The sequence below is a fragment of the Pleurocapsa minor HA4230-MV1 genome, assembly GCA_019359095.1.
Lineage (GTDB): Bacteria > Cyanobacteriota > Cyanobacteriia > Cyanobacteriales > Xenococcaceae > Waterburya > Waterburya minor.
The window spans coordinates 124,933-142,449 of record JAHHHZ010000022.1; the positions used below are offsets into that span (position 1 = coordinate 124,933).

The following is a 17,517-nucleotide window of genomic DNA, read 5'->3' on the forward strand; positions in this document are numbered from 1 at the left end:
TTAAGTAGTAGGTAGTAGGTAGTGAATAGTAGGTAGGGTTACTTGTTACTCGTTACTCGTTACTTTTCTAGCCTCATAGATTAATCCGCATTTGTTAAACGAGAAGTATTGAATCAGCTCTTGTTTGCCCAAATTATCTTCCGCATTTTTAATTGAGTTTATTAATCGAGGGCTGGGAGAAAGCCCCTTAACGATTGAAAGTGATTTTACTCAGCAATTACACTAAACAACATATATTAAACTAAGGAGCAAGAATTATGCCTATTTTAGAAATCACTGAAAAACTATTAGCAGCAAAAAAAGCCAAGGGTATTACCTTTGAAGATTTAGGAAAAGTAGTGGGACGAGACGAAACCTGGGTTGCATCGGTTATTTATCGTCAAGCCAGTGCCGACATGGACGAAGCCAACAAAATTGTAACTACTTTGGGTTTACCAGAATCAATGGCTGAACCTCTAACTATTCCACCCCTAAAAGGTTCTCTTGAACCACAAATTCCCACCGATCCTTTAATTTATCGTTTCTATGAAATAATGCAGGTATACGGAATGCCTATCAAAGCAGTAATCCATGAAAAGTTTGGCGATGGGATCATGAGTGCCATTGACTTTTCTGTAGAAGTAGAAAAAGTTGAAGATCCCAAAGGCGATCGCGTACAAATAGTTATGTGTGGAAAGTTTTTACCTTATAAGAAATGGTAATTATAGCCGTAAATAGAAATAGGAAATAGGAAATAGGAAATAGGAAATAGTATTTCAAAGATGTCCTAACATTGTTCCGTAGGGCTATAGATGAGCGATCGCTCTTTTGCCTGGAGGAGATGTTAGCGAAGTTAGTGCATACTTTGATTAAGATTTCTATGTAAAGATTTAGCTTGTTCTAGAACAATACAAACAATTTATACGTTGTTCAACCCTTTGCTTAAACACAATCTTAAATAGTAGAGTGCCATAGTGATATTTGTTAGCAATTGTTAACAGATTACACAAAACTAGGTAACAATAAATGGCTGATATCGTAGATACCGCAATTAATGCTGGTTCATTTGAAACTCTAGTTGCTGCCGTTAAAGCTGCTGGTTTAGTAGACACTCTCAAAGGTAAAGGTCCATTTACCCTCTTTGCACCCACCGATGACGCATTTGCCAAGCTTCCTAAAGGCACAGTAGATAAATTACTCAAGGATGTTCCTCAACTAAAAAAGATATTAACCTATCATGTTGTTTCAGGCAAGGTCATGGCAGCAGACGTGTCTAAAATGAAGTCGGCTAAAACAGTTGAAGGTTCAGAAGTAAAAATTGATGCTAGTAAAGGTGTCAAAGTAAATGATGCCACTGTTTCCAAAGCTGATGTGGCGGCTGATAACGGCGTGATCCATATCATTGACACAGTGTTAATGCCTGGGTAAAGGGCTTCGCCCTAGCTTTTAGCTTTTAGCTTTTAGCTCTTAGCTCAATCAGAAAAATCTAAAAGCTTTTTTTGGTAAGCAAGAACAAGGCATATCTAGATAAGTAACCGATGGTGGAGTAGTGATCTTAACAGTAAGTCGTTACTCCACCAATTTTGCCCAATATATACACATACAATTACTTCAATCTAAAATATTAAAGAACATGAGATAGATATTTTTTAAACAAGGTACAAACCATGAATAATTCGCTTAACAATTTACCTTTGGAAAAACAGTTGACACATTATGATTTTTGTCTAGCAATTCAAAATATTAACGATCTCAATGAATTAAAACATCAAGTATGTGAAATGCATTTGCTTTATTTGCGACAGCAGGAGGTATTTATTCGGATCGCAAAAAGCAGTGTAAATTAAATCTAGCGATTGATCTTATATTAACGTCAATGAAAATCTAATTTAATCAACTTCTGACTAAAACTTTTGGGAAAACAAAATCAATTTTGACAAGACTAAAATAGTAAGATTGTCAAATTTTACAACAATAATTTCTTGGAGCTAAAACTTATAAAAATTTATAAAAACAGTACAATAATAGCCTGAATTTACGGAACACTGATCGTCTACATCTATTACTTTATTCTTTAAGATAATCAGAGCAAAAAATTATTAATTAGAGATAATTATACTTTTTAATTAAGCAGAAATTATTTAAAGTTATGGTCATGCCTCTAACTGTAATGTTGTATAAAAGCCGCTCTAGAACTGTTCCTTCTGTATTAGCCGTAGATGATAATTATGATAACCTATTTCTCCTCAGCTATATTGTAGAAGCGTTAAATTGCAAATGCTATGGAGAAATTGACAGCACAAAGGTTGTGGATTTAGCGGTAGCTAAAATACCAGACCTAATTCTTCTAGATATAGTTATGCCTGGTATGTCTGGCTTTGAAGTTATAACTCAGCTTAAAGCAAATTTATTGACGCAGAATATTCCTGTAATCGCTGTAACAGGATTATCTAGTCTTTATTACCAAGAAAAAATTAGTAGTGCAGGATTTGAAGACTATATCTGCAAACCATTGATTCTTGACGAGTTTGAAGATAAACTAACCAAGTACTTAAATCTCTGTCAAGTTTAAGCAGTTAAAATTAAACAGAAGAAAGAAGGACATTAAAAGCTTTTAGCTCTTAGCTCTTAGCTTTTAGCTTTTAGCTCTTAGCTTTTAGCTTTTAGCTCTTAGCTTTTAGCTCTTAGCTCTTAGCTCTTAGCTCTTAGCTCTTAGCTCTTAGCTCTTAGCTTTTAGCTCTTAGCTCTTAGCTCTTTGAAGCACTATAGTACAATGTTAGTTAATATTATAATTACTTATTTAAATGCAGGATTTTACCAAGCTCATAATATGGCAGAAAGCCCATAATTTTACTGTTAATTTATAGAAAATAACTGCTAATTTTCCAATTGAAGAAAGATACGGTCTAACCAATCAAATAAGACGAGCTTCAGTTTCGATAGAATCAAACATAAGTGAAGGCTGCGGACGAGATGGTGATTTCGGGCGGTCAACATTTGCGGGAAACCCACAAATTACGCCCTCAGAATTTAGCCGTTTTCTTAATATAGCTCAAGGTAGCGCCTATGAAGTAAAATGCCAAATATTAATTGCTAGAGATTTAGGATATATAGATTTTAATAAATCTCTGCTTTTAACAGATAAAATAGATGAATTTTCTAGAATGATAAACTCTTTGAATCAAAAGCTAAAAGCTAAAAGCTAAGAGCTAGTAAATTAGAACGAAGGTAATTTACATTAAGCGTAGTACATATTTTTGCCAAGCCAATTTTTCTACTTTATTTTTAGGCGTTGCTAGATCGATGTATACCACAAGGGTATATCCGAAGGTGTATGCTAAAGCATTTGCGGAGCTTATCCTTTAGGACTAGCTTCGCGTCGTCCTTTAGGACAATGTGATTCGACTATTTCGCCATGCAAGCAAATCAACTAAAAAGCTAGAAGCTAATAGCTAGAAGCTAATAGCTATATGCGTAGCGGTATTATTTAGGACGTACAGATTACTCTTCAGTTACATACTTCAAAATTGTTTAAATTTAAATTTATTACTTGACTCATAAAACATAATTCCCTAAATTTCCTAGTTTATGATGTCCAAAAGTCTCTATTTAAAGTAGTATTTTGCAGCGCGTATTTAAGTAAATTTAAATTCTGATTTTTATAAATTTAATTTAATCTTATCTAGTTTATTTCACTTTGTCTGAACGATATCGTACATAACAATGATTTAGGAAAAATTTAAACTTTTTAAGTTGGATAAATTTATCTATACTCTATATTTTACAAGGCTTAGAAAATTTTACTTATGCTCAAAATAATTAAATTGCAATTAATTGATTTTGTTTAGTTGTATAGTTTATTTCTAGAAAAAGCGTTATCATCTAAATTAATCAATAAAAAATAAAAAATAAAAAATAAAAAATAAAAAATAAAAAATAAAAAATAAAAAATAAAAAATAAAAAATAAAAAATAAAAAATATTCAGGTTTTAGAATCAAATTATCAAAATCAAATATCGCGAGAAAATTTGGGGAGGCTTTTTTCTCATGGCAAAACGATCGCTTCAGGCATCTCCAGACGGGATTAAACAAGCCAAAAAAGCTTTTAATCGTAAAGGCTGGAATCAAGAAAATCTGGCAGAAGAAGTAAATTTAAAGACTCGTCAGCCAGTCTGGAGATTTTTTACAGGTCGTCCTATCGAACGTTATAATTTCATCGAACTTTGTGAAATTTTAGACTTAGATTGGCGGGAAATTGCGCTCGATCCACCAGAGGATTTTCCCGAACCAGGAACACAAGCTGCGATTAATATCGATGCCCTAGTCAAAAAAGTGCGATCGCAACGGCATTTAAAAATTCAAGCTCAGTGCGGTACTTTACAGTTATTAGATACCAATCGTCCTGTAGATCTTGAACATATCTACATCGATGTCAATCTTTTGCAGGAGATTGCTAGTCAACAGTGGACAGATATCTCGAATCTACAAAATCCGACTGTCCAAGAATTCGATCGCTTTGGTTTAGGTCAAATTTCTCAAGCCCAAACATCAGGTATGAGCATAGTTAAAGCTCATTCTAAACTTAGATTACTGGGTAAACCTGGGTGTGGTAAAACTACTTTTCTGCAACATTTGGCGATTGAATGTAATCAAGGCAATTTTGCTGCCGATTTAGTTCCCATCTTTATTCCCTTAAAAGATTATGCTGACGATTCTAAAAAGACGGGGACATTTAGCCTCTTGAATTATATTCGCGCTGAGTTGATTGCCGATGGTATTACTGAACAGTCTACGAGCAAAACTTTACTAAATAAAGGTAGAGTTTTACTTTTACTCGATGGACTCGATGAAGTTGCCCATCAAGATAACCATCCAGTCTTAAAGGAAATTCGGCAATTCTCGGAAAAATATGCCCAAAACTTGTTAATCGTCACCTGTCGAACTGCTGCCAAGACATTTAACCTTAAAGGTTTTACCGATGTTGAAATTGCTCCGTTTACCCAATCACAAATTGTTGCTTTTGCGCAGAAATGGTTTGCCGTGTTTACCAAAAAAAACGATCTCGACGAGCTAGATTTAGCAGTTCAGTTTATTGAAAAGTTGGATCTGCCTGAAAATATGTCGTTCCGCAGACTGGTAGTCACACCTTTGTTTCTTCATCTTGCTTGCTGGGTATTCCATCGCCAAGAAAAATTTCCTAATCAAAAAGCCGAATTTTATAAGCAATGTCTAGACCTACTATTGGGCAAATGGGATGAAATTAAAGGCATCGAGCGGGATGAGGTCTATCAAGGATTTTTATTACCTCAAAAGCTTAAACTGATGAGTCAGATTGCTGCTGCGACTTTTGAACGGGGAGATTACTTTTTTGAGCAAAAAACTGTCGAACAACAGATTGGCGACTTTATTAGTGATTTACCCAATGCCTCCACTGAACCAGAAGAACTCCAGTTAGATAGCGAAGTTATACTGAAGGCGATCGAGTTACAACATGGTCTATTAGCCGAACGAATGCGGGGAATTTTTTCTTTTTCCTCGTTAACTTTTCAAGAATACTTTACCGCTCGCAAAATAGTTGCCAGTCATAATTTGCAGTCACTAGAGCGGGCTTTAGAACGTTTGGTCAGTCACATTACCGAACCACGTTGGCGCGAAATCTTTTTGTTGACTACTGCAATGTTACGGAGTGCCGACTCTTTGGTACATTTGATGAAACAGGAAATTGATGCTTTAGTCGCCCAAGATCCCTATCTCCAAAAGTTTTTAACCTGGGCAAATCAGAAATCTCTCCTTAGACCTCAACCCAGTCTAGTAGCAACTCGCGCTTTTTATCTTGGTCTGACACAAACTCCCCATCTTGCTCCCCATTTCGCTCTTGCCTGTACTCTCGACCAGGGTATTTTTCTAGACACATTATTAGATAACCTAGTGTTGGAATGCGCTATGGACTCTAGTTGTGATTTTGTCCATGCTCACTCTTGTGCCGATGCTCTTAGTAATGCCCTGACTATTGTTCTCGATGTTGGGTTGCAGCAATCTTTACAACAGCTTAAAGATCGACTCCCCGATCCCAATCGAGATCGAGCAGCTTTTCAGTCATGGTATCAAGTCAATTATTTAGCCTGGAATGAGCAATTAAAAACTGCGATCGCTCTACATCGTAATCTTGAATCCAATTGGCACTTTAGCCCCGAACAAGAGGAAATTCTGCAACGCTACTATGATGCGAATAAGTTACTCCTCGATTGCCTTAACAGTAACTGTGAAGTGACCGCTACAGTGCGACAAGAGATTGAAGCTGCCTTATTATTACCTGGAAAAGAAATCGAAAACAGAGAGTGGGAGCAATGAACAGTTACCTCTTCTTAAAAAAAGAGGAATGTATAAATTAGAGCAAATAACTGACTCTAACCGCTTATATTGATTTAAATTTTATTACGAACTCAAACATAACAGACTTATCTTATACATTTTAAACATTTGTCGCAATAGATCTGTTTTAGCATACATAGGAACTCAAAATAAATAGCATTAAACAGTAGTCAATCCTACTATTAAATCATCAATCAAGTGTTGTTATTGATTGACTTTTGAATCCAAATTATGCACAAATCTCAACTTATTTCTGCGCAAATGGTTATCTTTGATACACTATTAGATAATTTATTGTTGCAATTGACCATTAGCTTTAGTTGTAGCTGTAATATTGCCCAGGCTCATGCTTGTATTGATACCCTTAGTACTGCCATAACTACTGTTCTTGATATTGGATTACCACAACCTTTACAACAATTTAAAGAACAACTTCCTAATATAGAAGATCGAGTACGATACGAGTTGTTTTGGTGTGAATTTGAGTATCTTGTCTGGATTGAAGAGTTGAAAACGGCAGTTGCCATCTATCGCAATACACAGTTTTATTGGCATTTTAATAACCAAGAAATTTTAAAACTATATTATGATGCAAATAAATTACTCATCGATTGTCTGGAGCATAACTTTGAACTAACAATTGAACTCCAACAAGAAATTGAAACTGCTTTATTATTCCCTGACAAGAAATTACCGAAAAAACAGTATACAGAAGACAAGCGATCGCTATTATCAATGAGCAGTGAACAGTGAACATTGCTCATTGTGACGCGAAGCTAATCCTTTAGGACTCATTGCTCACTGTTGAATGAGAGATAGCATCTCTGGTAAAAAAAAAGATGAGAACGAAGCTATTGATTTGAATTACAAACGTTATTAGTTTGAATTTTCCAGCAAAATAAAACATTATTTACTAATTTTATACATTTCAAACATTTGCTAGAACATGATCTCAAATATCGCTCTGTCACAGTTATAAAAGAAAGAATACTTAAGTTTAAAACAGAATTTAATTCATGCCTAAATTCTGTTTTCTCTCTCTATCGTCAACTATTTTTACAAGTCAAAAAATTAAAACATCAACTTAAATTTAAATAAATATTTTAGGAGTTAATCAATGAGTACCATTACAAAAATGATTCTCCAGGCAGATGATGAGGCTCGTTATTTTACTCCTGGAGAACTAGAGCAGATTAAGATCTTCATCAAGAGTAGCGATCGCCGTCTCCAACTTGCCCAAGCCTTGAGCCAGAGTCGCGTTCGCATTGTTGAATTAGCAGCGAATGAACTTTTTAGCAAGCATCCGCGCTTAACTGCGATTGGTGGTAATGCTCACGGAAAGGAAATGACTGCTACCTGTTTACGGGACATGGATTATTATCTACGCTTAATTTCCTATAGTATTGTTGCGGGAAACAACACGCCAATGAAAGAGATTGGTATTATTGGTGTTCGTCAAATGTACAAATCTCTCGGTACTCCCATTGATTCTGTTGCCGAAAGTGTCCGTAATATGAAAAAGATCGCGATCGCTCTTTTGCCAGGAGAAGATGTTAGCGAAGTTGGTGCATATTTCGATTATTTAATTACTACACTGGCATAAATTATTTAGATTAGATTTACAGCTTACAGCTAAAAACTAATAAATTAGAACGAAGCTAATTCACATTAAGCGTATGTTATGTGTAAACTAAGCAGTGTAAACAGAAACTATTAATTATTAATGGCGCGGAAACTTTTTTTGGGTTCGCTTTGGTTAGCTTTAACCATTTATGCGATCGCCTCTTCTTTTACGAAAACACAGCAAGGAGATTTTGAACTAATTCTCAAGATGTCTACAGGAGAATTGGCGGGAATTAACCCGATAATTATTGCTATCTTCTATATCATGGGCATTTTCCCCGTAATTTATGCAGCCTTTATTCTGTTTGACAGCAATCAAAAGATTTCCCCCTACCCTTTTTCTGCTGTCTCATTTGCAGTAGGTGCATTTGCCTTGTTGCCCTATCTTGCTCTACGTCAGACTGATATTACCTGGAATAAATCAAAGAATTGGTTGCTCAAAATACTAGATTCCCGCGTGACGGCGATCGCTTCTAGCGTTGCTTTAATTACTCTAATGATTTGGGGTTTGACTCAAGGAGATTGGTCAGACTATGTTGCTCAATGGCAAACCAGTCAATTTATCCATGTAATGAGTATCGACTTTTGCTTTCTCAGTCTTTTATTTCCCGCTATTTTAGGAGACGATATCACACGCCGAGGAGTTAAAGGCTGGCTCAAGGCGATCGCCTTTATTCCTTTATTTGGCGCTTTAATCTATTGGTGTCTGCGTCCTCAATTACCCTAATGACGTTGCTGATTTGAAGTATACCACAAGGGTACAACGTGAACCCGAAAAGTAATCTATTCGTAGCTATTAGCTATTAGCTATTAGCTTTTTAAATTCTAGTCATCAACTAAAAAAGTTAAAAATCATATTGTCCTAAAGGACGACGCGAAGCTAGTCCTAAAGGATAAGCTCCGCAAATGCTTTAGCATACACCTTTGGATATACCCTTGTGGTATACCTTGATTCAGCAACGCCACCCTAATTTAGCCCAATTTAGCCCGATCACCTATTGATGGTGATTATTGTGATGACTGTTGCTATTGGCTTTTGCTTGAGAATTTGGTTGGTTATTTTGCTTTGCGACATTGTTTACTATTGACTCTAGGCGAGTTAATGACTGTGATTGTTTGAGTTCATTTGCCGCTGGAGTTTTGGTTTCGGTAACTCCTGAAACTGGCGCAGCAGTGGTCATAATTTTAGTTCTGCTTTGAGATTTCCAATGCTCATAGCCCAAGACAGGGAAAGAAGACACTTTCTTAGCCAATGCCCAAAAGAAGACATAGCTTGCCAATAAACGTTCAAATGCACTAAAGCGGGATTCTCTTAATTCTTCGATTAAAGCTTTTTGCTCTTTACTGTTTTCGCTTTGGAAGTAGACCGAATCATTCCTCAGATGAAAATGTTCATCATCACTATTGAGAATAATCGCATTAGTAAAACCTTTATGAGCTATTTCAGGATTAGATCCCATCACCACTACTTCTGGCCCAACATTAATGTTTCTTACACCATCAGCTTGTTTACATTTATAGCATAACTGTCAGTAATTTTACGCAAAATATTGACTGAAACGTAAATATATCATAGCCGACTAGTAATTTTAAGTAATTAAACAAAGTGCGGTTGCTCATTAAAAGTAAATTAAATTTAGCTCGCAGCTTTAGAAAATACTGCTTAATAGTTATTGTCTAAAATACTATTAGTAAAAAAATAAAATTGTAGTTTTTTTAAAAAAATCTCATATTAGAGATATTAATTGTACACATATTGTATTTTAGATAAATACCTATAATCAATCAAACATTAATCAAACATTGATTGTGGATAGGCGATCGCCGATGCAATGCTCATTAAAATTAATGTTATTCGCGAAAATTTGTTCTAGCAATAAAACTACATATCCATTAAACATGAATAGAGTCTTTCGCAAACTCAACCTCCAGATTGCTTCAATACTTTTGTTTCCCTTATTGATTACCTCCCTGACAGGAATCATTTTAGGCTTAGGTAATCGTCTAGGAATTTTGCCCACAGTGGTAATTAATGCTCTATTAATAATTCATCAAGGTAGATTTTTAGGTGAAAAATTATCTGCATATTATGTTTTAATTTTAGGGTTAGGAGTACTGATAATTGGTTTAAATATTCTGATTAAAGTTAGAGATATTCTGATAGCTAAAAGAACTGAACCTGTTACCGTTAATATCTACAAAATAATAGCTTTAGTTTTACTTTTTCCTTTAGGTGTTTGTGTAGAAACTGCTGTAGCTTATCGATTGGGTACAGACTGGTTCGATCTGACTAGCCAACAAACAGCAATTTTTTGGTCTATGCATACAGGAACCCCTTTGCCTATGGTTCTGGGAATTACTTATACGTTAGCAACTGGTTTTGGCTTAATTTTATTATCTATCATAGGCGTTGAAACAAGCTTAACTACTCAAACATCATTACCTCAGAACAAAATTGTATCAGCTTCAATTTTAGATGAACAAATATCTAAATCTAGCCTACCATTATTAGATAATATTTCAATACTGCGAAACAAAATTCGCAATGCAATTATAATTTTTTCTTTAATATTTTTAGTAATTCTTTCTTTATCAATGTCGGCAATCTTGCCTTCAATTATAATTGTTGGAGCTGTCTTTACCTTTCCTGCATACTTTATCGCCGAGCGACTAATTCGAGATTGGCAAAAACAGAAAGTGGTTGAAACTAAAATTGAAGATATAGAAAGCGAGAGCGCGACTATACTAAGAGCTATTCCTGATTCCATGTTGCGGATGACTGAAGATGGTATTTGTTTAAGTTATCTTCCAGCCAAGGAAGCTAATTCTTTTGTAATTACAGGAGAAATTATTAACAAACATATCAATGAGTTTCTAGATCCTAAGATAGCCTTACAGTTGATCAAATCGGCTCAGTTGTCTTTAAAATCTGGTTTAACTAATTCTCAGCGTTTTTCTCTATTTCTGGATAATGGAGGGCAACAATATTACGAAGCTAGAATCAGTGCCATTGGCATGGCAGAAGTATTGATTATGATTCGTCAACTTTCTGATTCAAATCAACTAAAGTTTGATTCAGCATTAAAACCTAGTACTGAAGACACCATTTTCTTGCTGAGTGAGCCAGAATTAGCAGAGATTTTGGAGTTTACTCTAGAACAGATTACCGAAAACGATCGCCATCATGTTTTATGCTGTTTTGTGATTGACGATTTAACTATAGATCTTGATGCTGAATCAACTTCTGACTTACAACCCAATTCTCGGTTCAGCGAAATTTTGATGTATCAGATTGCAGCTAAAATAAAGTTTCATTTATCATCAGACTATATAGCTCGTCTCAGCGATAGTGAATTGGTTACACTAGTACATAATTGCTCTTTAGAACAAGCATCTATACTAATCAATAAATTACGCGAAGACTTAGATGATTTCTCGTTTCAGTGGCAGGACAATGAATATCCGATTAATACGAGTGTCGGCTTGCTAGAAATTAATGCAGATAGTATCAACAGCAATGATTTGATCGGTGTAGTTAAAGCAACTTGTAATATTGCCAAACAAAAGGTTGAGGTTAAGACTTTTTGGTAAGTAGGAAATAGGAAGTAGGAAATAAGAAGTAACGAGTAACGAGTAACGAGTAAAAAAACAAAGACTAAAACTAAAAACTAAAAACTAAAGCCTAGCTATCAGTAATTAGTAATTAGTAATCATTCTGACTACGAACAATATTTTCCGTTATTTCGGCCAGCTCACTTAGTTCTATTTCTAGTTTGCTTGCCTGCTGTTCATAATGCAGTTTTTTGGCGATCGCTGCTCGGGCTAAATCTTCTCGATCTTGACTTAGGGCTTTTTTAGCCACTTTGTTCCAGGTTTGGGCTTCGGCGATCGCTTCTTGATATTTTGGCTGCACCTGATTCCAGACTGACTTAATGTCAATTAGAGCTTCTGAAGTGAGTTTTTGATTACTGTTACTATCTTTGCCTGTTAGCGCTTGTTGGATAGGCTCGTATAGCCGAGAAAGATCGAGAGTAGCGATCGCTGGTAAATAGTTTCTGATTTGTTTACTGTCGCTAATTCCTGTTTTACACCAGTTAGCAAAGTGTTCACAGTTATTAGAGAGCAAATTATAGTCGCGTTCTCCCAGTCGGCTTTTAGCTCGTTCCACTACGACATCGGGAATATAGCCAAATCCTGCGCCATATTCAGCTACGTACACAGGATTACCACGACTAAAGGTAGCTATAGAAGTCTGTTCCACAACTTCGCTAGGTTTACGATAGTGGATTACTGTACCATCACCACAGTCAATTCCGTAGTGCTTATAAACTCCTGTTAATTGCCCAAAATTTCGATATACGTAAATACAGTCGCCTTTTGCCATTAAATGTTTAATTTAGCTAGATTTTTGCGTATTTTTGAGACCTAATTCTCGCTGCAACAGTTTAATTGACTTTTCGCTAATATAGCTGTCGACGCTAATCACATCAGGAATTCGGATCAGATCCTCGCGCATTGCCATAATTTCGGCTTTAACCTGATCATAGCTGGTATAGCCCGCGATCACAGTATGAGCAGCACGAATTACTGCTCGTAAGCGATCGCGATCGCTCAAAGAAGAGGTTAATACTAATAGATCATCTCCTCTTTGGCTGTTGACAATACTCGAAGCAACGCTTAAAGTTCCTTCACTCAAACTCACAATCCCTAAACAGGCTTGAGGCGGTAGCCTTTTGATGATTTCGAGTTCTTTATTGTAATCATAGATATCAATCGGAATTACGCGAAAAGAGTTAGGTGGAACAATTGCCAGTACTTCTTTAATAAAATAGCGGTTAGTGATTAATGTACCAAAGTTAATTTTTTCGAGGATTTTTTTAGGCAGCTGTTCTAATTCAATTAATTCAATTTCAATGCCTAAAGTAGTTTGTAATTCTTGTTGAATAATTTCACCTGCGGCAAGATCTCGATGAGGTACGGTTACCACCACGCGATCGCAGCAGCTAATCCGCCAGTCAATTTCTTCAAAAAATAGCTCCTTAACCTGATCTATGGTGCAGCCTAGTTCTAAAACCCGATCTACCCCTTCTTTAATTGCTCTAATTGAGGCAGCAACGGGGGAATCTGATTCATTAGCTTTATTGTCGCGTTCATGCAGCTTAACGTAAATTCCTGAGCCAGCGATGGATTCGACTAAGCCGTTTTCTTCTAGCTGCTGGTAAACTTTACTAATCGTATTGCGATGTAAGCCTGTAATCATCGCTAACTGTCGGGTACTGGGTAAGCGATGAGCAGGAGGATATTGTCCAGAAGCGATCGCAAACTGAATTTGAGCAAACAGTTGTTTGGAAGCGGGAACTTCACTATCTGACTGGATTTGAAAGTTTAGCATAAAATTCAGCGCACGAAAGGAGTTTTATGTGCGCCATTGTAGGGGTAAATTCAATTTTTTTCTCTAAATAGTTAAAAATATTTTAGTTAAAAACATCTTGGTTAAGATAATTATCTTCCCCGAAACTGGACAAAACCCCAAAAATACAACATCTAAGACAATCTGCTACGATCACATTTAAAGCAGTTCATCTAATAATCTAGTTAGTGTCTTTTTCTCTTGGCTAAAATTATTCCAGCTATTCAAGTTTTACCAAAATTAGAGCAGCTTCCGCTGATTATTACGGGCCCAATTTTGCGTCACGTTCAAACTGATGCGGTTACTGTTTGGTTAGCGTTAACCAAGCCTGATACAGTCACTCTAAGAGTATTTGAAACAGAGTCAGGCAATGGGTCTAAATTAGCCAAGCCGATTTTGCAGAGTCAGCATCAGACGATCGCTTTAGGCAAAAATCTACACGTTTTAGCGATTACCGCATTACCAATAGCAGATGTTGTACTTACTCCAGGTCAAGTGTATGCTTACGATCTGTATTTTCAGTCAGCAGAGCTTAATTTAGACCAAGCTATTAATAGTGGACAAGAAAACTGGAGAATTAGTTATTTTGCCCATCAATTGCCCACCTTTTCTCTACCACCCCAAGATCTAAATGACTTACGCATTGTTCATGGTTCTTGTCGTAAACCTCATGGCGGAGGAAGAGACACTTTGTCTTGCTTAGATAATTTAATTCAAGATGCTGCCACCCTCGCCAATCAAAGACCACATCAGCTTTTTATGACAGGGGATCAGATTTATGGTGATGATGTTGCCGATCCCATGCTGTGGTTATGTCAGGGTATCAGTCAGTTATTATTGGGTTGGTCAGAAGAACTACCTCTGGAGTGCGGCAGTATTTTAAATCATGAGTTACCCCCAGGACAAAGAACAGAAATAGCTCGGATTGAAGCGGGAATGACGGCAATGTTAGGAGGGAAAGAAGACAAGGCTAAAAGCCATTTATTCAGCTTTGGCGAATATGCTGCTGCCTATTTAATCGCCTGGTCGCCTGTTTTAATCCCTAAAAGCATTCCTAATGGCACAAATCTGGGTTTGAGCCGTAAACAGCTAAAAGTCTGGCAAAGTGAAATTGCAGCGATGACCAGCTTTTTTCAAGGTCTAGATATGGTGCGCCGAGCTTTGGCGAATATTTCTGTTTATACTATCTGTGACGACCATGATATTAGTGATGATTGGTATCTCAATCGGGAATGGTGCGATCGCGTTTTAGGCAAACCTTTGGGCAAAAGAACAGTCCAAAATGGTCTATTAAGCTACGCTATCTTTCAAGCCTGGGGCAATACACCCTATCACTTTTCCCCTGGAAGCGAAGGAGCTAAATTACTTCAGCTTGCTAGTCAATGGCTGGGATCACAGGGGCAAGATTTACAGGCGAAAGCAAAATGCGATCGCTATTTGGGCATTCCTAACAACGATCCTCGTACCAAGCTACCTCAATATCAATCAGACCAAGATGTCTTAGTTTTGGCCAGGGAGCCAGAGGCGATTCCTTGGCACTATACAGTTACGGGAGCAAGCCACGAAGTTATTGTGCTGGATACTCGTACCTGGCGCGGTTATCCCATCGCCAAATCGAACATAGCAAAATCTAAGCTTGAGCCACCGATGTTGCTGTCACCCTTTGCTTTTAAACAACAGCTACAGCAGCCGTTAAGCAATAAACCAAAGCACATTGAAGCAACTGTAGTCGTATTGCCCACTAATCTAGTTGCGTTAGGGATCATCGATCGCATTCAGCAATTTGAACTGAGTCGCGATCGCGTATTTAGTAATGATGTGGGGGACTCGTGGAATTTTCATGATACAGCCTTTATTACCCTGCTGTTGAATCTTTGTCAAAAACGCGATCGCGTGATTATTCTCTCAGGAGACATTCACTACAGTTGTGCGGTGCGCATCGTTCACCAGAATCATCAGACTCAGTCAACCTCAATTATTGTTCAGCTAACTTCTAGCGCGATTAAAAACTCAGAACTAGCCACACGGGTCATCCATACTAGGTTAAAATCACTTTTACCCGAACCGACACAACATTGGTTGGGTTGGAGTAATCTTAAGCAAATCAAGTTACCTAGACTAAAGTGGTGGGGTAAGCAGTCACAGCAAAATGCTAATCCAGATTGGCAATACCGAATTGAGTGGATTAAACGACAGCCTACTCAAGCTATGCCTTGGCGAGAACGAGGAATTACTAAATCTCCAGCGAATCTAAGACAGCGAATCTGGGACAGCATAGTAACATTGCTCTGGCGTAATCCTTGGCTACAAGAAGGGAAGGAAGTTGTGGGCAGAAATAACCTGAGTTTAGTTAGATTTAATTGGTCGGGAACTAAGCAAGTAATTCAAGATACCTATTGGCATCCCCCTTGGCAAGAAACAGCAACGGTAAAAAGTAGCTATGAAGTTCCCTTAGACGATCGCATCAAGCGTCAGGTCTAACCTGAAGATAACTCTAAGTTTAGACAAATAGAAAGACATTAAAATTGAGCTTAACAATCAAAAAACTATGACGGCGATCGCAATTACTGAACCAAAAACCTGGAACTGGCACGGACATAAAATTACCTATCAGCAAGCTGGAAATAGCGGGACAGCAGTAGTTCTAGTGCATGGTTTTGGTGCATCTTGGGGACACTGGCGTAAAAACTTACCTGTCTTGGGTGAATCTTGTCGTTGTTATGCGATCGATCTAATTGGCTTTGGGGGTTCGGCAAAACCCCAGCCAGGAATCGTGGACTATACCTTTGAAACTTGGGGACAACAACTAGCAGATTTTTGTCGTGAGGTGGTAGGTGGCCCTGCTTTTCTAATTGGTAATTCCATTGGCTGTATTGTCGTGATGCAAACAGCGGTAGATTATCCAGAATTAGCTTTAGGAGTAGCTGCGATCAACTGTTCGATTAGATTACTCCACGATCGTAAACGAGTTACCTTACCCTGGTATCGTAACTATGGTTCGATGGTGATGCAGCAGGTATTGGGCAATAAACAAATTGGGGGCTTCTTTTTCCAACAGATAGCCAAACCCAAAGTTGTCCGCAAAATCTTACTCCAGGCATATCGTCGCCCCGAAGCAGTCAGCGATGAACTGATCGATCTGCTGATGAAGCCATCTCAAGATCCTGGTGCAGCAGATGTCTTTCTCGCATTTACCCGCTATTCTCAAGGGCCTTTGCCAGAAGATTTACTTCCTCGTCTTACTTGTCCCACGGTATTACTCTGGGGAACAGAAGATCCTTGGGAACCTGTAGCGATGGGAAGAGAACTAGCTACAATACCTACTGTCGAGCAGTTTATTCCTCTGGAAGGATTAGGTCACTGTCCCCAAGATGAAGCCCCAGAAATCGTTAACCCGATCTTGTTGGACTGGATCGAACAACATCAATAAACTTTTTTCAACCTGAGAGCAAACCTTTCATACCATTTCTCCTTGAGGCTGCACTTAAATATTCTAAGTTTAAATCTCGCGCCCTAAAGGATATGCGAAGCGGTATGCTTTAGCACTAGCTTCGCGTCGCAAAGACGTTTATCCCGCTTAGTTTGGGGCAAAGGCGCAAAGGGGTTAAATTTAATTTAGTGCATTGTTATAGAGAATTAGTATCAGTCATTTGTCGTAATTTTCAAGACAATTGACATATGATGATAGATATCATTAATTGGTGAAGTCTATGGTCTATCAAGTTATCGGTAAAGTTTTAAACTTAGATTCCGAACCAACATCACTACAAGATCTAAGAGAAATAACTCATCAAGGTTTACCCAAGATGGCTGTTGAGCAAATTAAAAACCGATTAGGTCTTTCTACTGAAGAGTTAGCTAAGTATCTTCATCTGTCACCACGAACTCTACAACGTTATGATGATGCCAAGATTTTATCTGCTGATTCATCGGATCGCTTAATTCAGATTGCTAAAGTTTACGCCAAAGCTCTAGAAGTGTTTGAAGACGAATTTCTCGCAACTACTTGGCTCAAGTCTCCTAGTATAGCTTTAGGCAATCAAACACCCAGAGAACATTTGGATAGTTTTAGTGGGATAGAAATTGTCCTAAATGAATTAAATCGGATCGAATACGGAGTATATGCTTAGTTA

General features: G+C 37.4%; 15 protein-coding genes and 1 pseudogene. 13 read left to right on the plus strand and 3 right to left on the minus strand.

Annotation, left to right across the window (positions count from 1 at the left end; translation table 11 throughout):
* Positions 1-257: 257 nt before the first annotated feature.
* The 9 genes and pseudogenes from cynS (at position 258) to KME09_14415 (ending at position 8,701) form a co-directional block, all read left to right on the plus strand.
* Positions 258-701, plus strand: coding sequence for a cyanase (gene cynS / locus KME09_14375; GenBank protein ID MBW4535118.1), 444 nt, complete (start codon positions 258-260; stop codon positions 699-701).
* A 304-nt stretch (positions 702-1,005) separates the two neighbouring features.
* On the plus strand, positions 1,006-1,407 hold the full coding sequence (locus KME09_14380) for a fasciclin domain-containing protein (protein MBW4535119.1): 402 nt from the start codon (positions 1,006-1,008) through the stop codon (positions 1,405-1,407).
* Positions 1,408-1,646: 239 nt separating this feature from the next.
* Positions 1,647-1,826, plus strand: coding sequence for a hypothetical protein (locus KME09_14385; protein MBW4535120.1), 180 nt, complete (start codon positions 1,647-1,649; stop codon positions 1,824-1,826).
* Between the two features lie 323 nt (positions 1,827-2,149).
* Entirely contained in the window at positions 2,150-2,551 is a 402-nt protein-coding gene (locus tag KME09_14390; protein ID MBW4535121.1) for a response regulator, read from the plus strand.
* A 232-nt stretch (positions 2,552-2,783) separates the two neighbouring features.
* Positions 2,784-3,185: pseudogene (locus KME09_14395) on the plus strand (four helix bundle protein).
* A gap of 841 nt (positions 3,186-4,026) precedes the next feature.
* Positions 4,027-6,330 (plus strand): NACHT domain-containing NTPase, encoded by a 2,304-nt coding sequence (locus KME09_14400; GenBank protein MBW4535122.1) that lies wholly within the window; start codon positions 4,027-4,029, stop codon positions 6,328-6,330.
* A gap of 252 nt (positions 6,331-6,582) precedes the next feature.
* Complete coding sequence (locus KME09_14405; protein MBW4535123.1) at positions 6,583-7,104, plus strand: hypothetical protein; 522 nt, start codon at positions 6,583-6,585, stop codon at positions 7,102-7,104.
* Positions 7,105-7,468: 364 nt separating this feature from the next.
* Positions 7,469-7,954, plus strand: a complete 486-nt coding sequence (locus KME09_14410; GenBank protein MBW4535124.1) for an allophycocyanin — start codon at positions 7,469-7,471, stop codon at positions 7,952-7,954.
* Positions 7,955-8,074: 120 nt separating this feature from the next.
* Positions 8,075-8,701 carry a DUF2834 domain-containing protein gene (locus tag KME09_14415; protein ID MBW4535125.1) on the plus strand — a complete coding sequence of 209 codons (627 nt, stop codon included), beginning with the start codon at positions 8,075-8,077 and terminating at the stop codon, positions 8,699-8,701.
* A gap of 268 nt (positions 8,702-8,969) precedes the next feature.
* On the opposite strand, the gene KME09_14420 is transcribed toward KME09_14415, so the two are convergent.
* Positions 8,970-9,434 carry a hypothetical protein gene (locus KME09_14420; protein MBW4535126.1) on the minus strand — a complete coding sequence of 155 codons (465 nt, stop codon included), beginning with the start codon at positions 9,432-9,434 and terminating at the stop codon, positions 8,970-8,972.
* A gap of 439 nt (positions 9,435-9,873) precedes the next feature.
* Between KME09_14420 and KME09_14425 the strand changes: the two genes are divergently transcribed.
* A complete protein-coding gene (locus KME09_14425) occupies positions 9,874-11,565 on the plus strand; it encodes a diguanylate cyclase (GenBank protein MBW4535127.1) in 1,692 nt (563 codons plus the stop codon).
* 112 nt (positions 11,566-11,677) lie between these two features.
* Here the strand turns inward: KME09_14425 and KME09_14430 are convergent, their stop codons facing one another.
* Both KME09_14430 and KME09_14435 read right to left on the minus strand, forming a co-directional pair.
* A complete protein-coding gene (locus tag KME09_14430) occupies positions 11,678-12,358 on the minus strand; it encodes a lecithin retinol acyltransferase family protein (GenBank protein MBW4535128.1) in 681 nt (226 codons plus the stop codon).
* Between the two features lie 12 nt (positions 12,359-12,370).
* Positions 12,371-13,366 (minus strand): GntR family transcriptional regulator, encoded by a 996-nt coding sequence (locus KME09_14435; GenBank protein MBW4535129.1) that lies wholly within the window; start codon positions 13,364-13,366, stop codon positions 12,371-12,373.
* A gap of 228 nt (positions 13,367-13,594) precedes the next feature.
* Between KME09_14435 and KME09_14440 the strand changes: the two genes are divergently transcribed.
* From KME09_14440 to KME09_14450, 3 genes are all read left to right on the plus strand, one after another.
* Positions 13,595-15,865, plus strand: a complete 2,271-nt coding sequence (locus KME09_14440; GenBank protein ID MBW4535130.1) for a PhoD-like phosphatase — start codon at positions 13,595-13,597, stop codon at positions 15,863-15,865.
* Positions 15,866-15,932: 67 nt separating this feature from the next.
* The gene (locus KME09_14445) at positions 15,933-16,814 is read left to right on the plus strand and encodes an alpha/beta fold hydrolase (protein MBW4535131.1); all 882 of its coding nucleotides are present in this window, start codon (positions 15,933-15,935) and stop codon (positions 16,812-16,814) included.
* Positions 16,815-17,094: 280 nt separating this feature from the next.
* On the plus strand, positions 17,095-17,514 hold the full coding sequence (locus KME09_14450) for a DUF2384 domain-containing protein (protein MBW4535132.1): 420 nt from the start codon (positions 17,095-17,097) through the stop codon (positions 17,512-17,514).
* Positions 17,515-17,517 lie beyond the last annotated feature (3 nt).

What these genes read in the sequence shown, in the direction of transcription:
- KME09_14415 (MBW4535125.1), top strand. Translation starts at nt 8,075, where the DNA reads ATGGCGCGGAAACTTTTTTTGGGTTCGCTTTGGTTAGCTTTAACCATT.
- KME09_14420 (MBW4535126.1), bottom strand. Translation starts at nt 9,434, where the DNA reads ATGGGATCTAATCCTGAAATAGCTCATAAAGGTTTTACTAATGCGATT.
- KME09_14445 (MBW4535131.1), top strand. Translation starts at nt 15,933, where the DNA reads ATGACGGCGATCGCAATTACTGAACCAAAAACCTGGAACTGGCACGGA.
- KME09_14430 (MBW4535128.1), bottom strand. Translation starts at nt 12,358, where the DNA reads ATGGCAAAAGGCGACTGTATTTACGTATATCGAAATTTTGGGCAATTA.
- KME09_14390 (MBW4535121.1), top strand. Translation starts at nt 2,150, where the DNA reads ATGTTGTATAAAAGCCGCTCTAGAACTGTTCCTTCTGTATTAGCCGTA.
- KME09_14380 (MBW4535119.1), top strand. Translation starts at nt 1,006, where the DNA reads ATGGCTGATATCGTAGATACCGCAATTAATGCTGGTTCATTTGAAACT.
- KME09_14400 (MBW4535122.1), top strand. Translation starts at nt 4,027, where the DNA reads ATGGCAAAACGATCGCTTCAGGCATCTCCAGACGGGATTAAACAAGCC.
- KME09_14405 (MBW4535123.1), top strand. Translation starts at nt 6,583, where the DNA reads ATGCACAAATCTCAACTTATTTCTGCGCAAATGGTTATCTTTGATACA.
- KME09_14435 (MBW4535129.1), bottom strand. Translation starts at nt 13,366, where the DNA reads ATGCTAAACTTTCAAATCCAGTCAGATAGTGAAGTTCCCGCTTCCAAA.
- KME09_14410 (MBW4535124.1), top strand. Translation starts at nt 7,469, where the DNA reads ATGAGTACCATTACAAAAATGATTCTCCAGGCAGATGATGAGGCTCGT.
- cynS (MBW4535118.1), top strand. Translation starts at nt 258, where the DNA reads ATGCCTATTTTAGAAATCACTGAAAAACTATTAGCAGCAAAAAAAGCC.
- KME09_14450 (MBW4535132.1), top strand. Translation starts at nt 17,095, where the DNA reads ATGGTCTATCAAGTTATCGGTAAAGTTTTAAACTTAGATTCCGAACCA.
- KME09_14385 (MBW4535120.1), top strand. Translation starts at nt 1,647, where the DNA reads ATGAATAATTCGCTTAACAATTTACCTTTGGAAAAACAGTTGACACAT.
- KME09_14425 (MBW4535127.1), top strand. Translation starts at nt 9,874, where the DNA reads ATGAATAGAGTCTTTCGCAAACTCAACCTCCAGATTGCTTCAATACTT.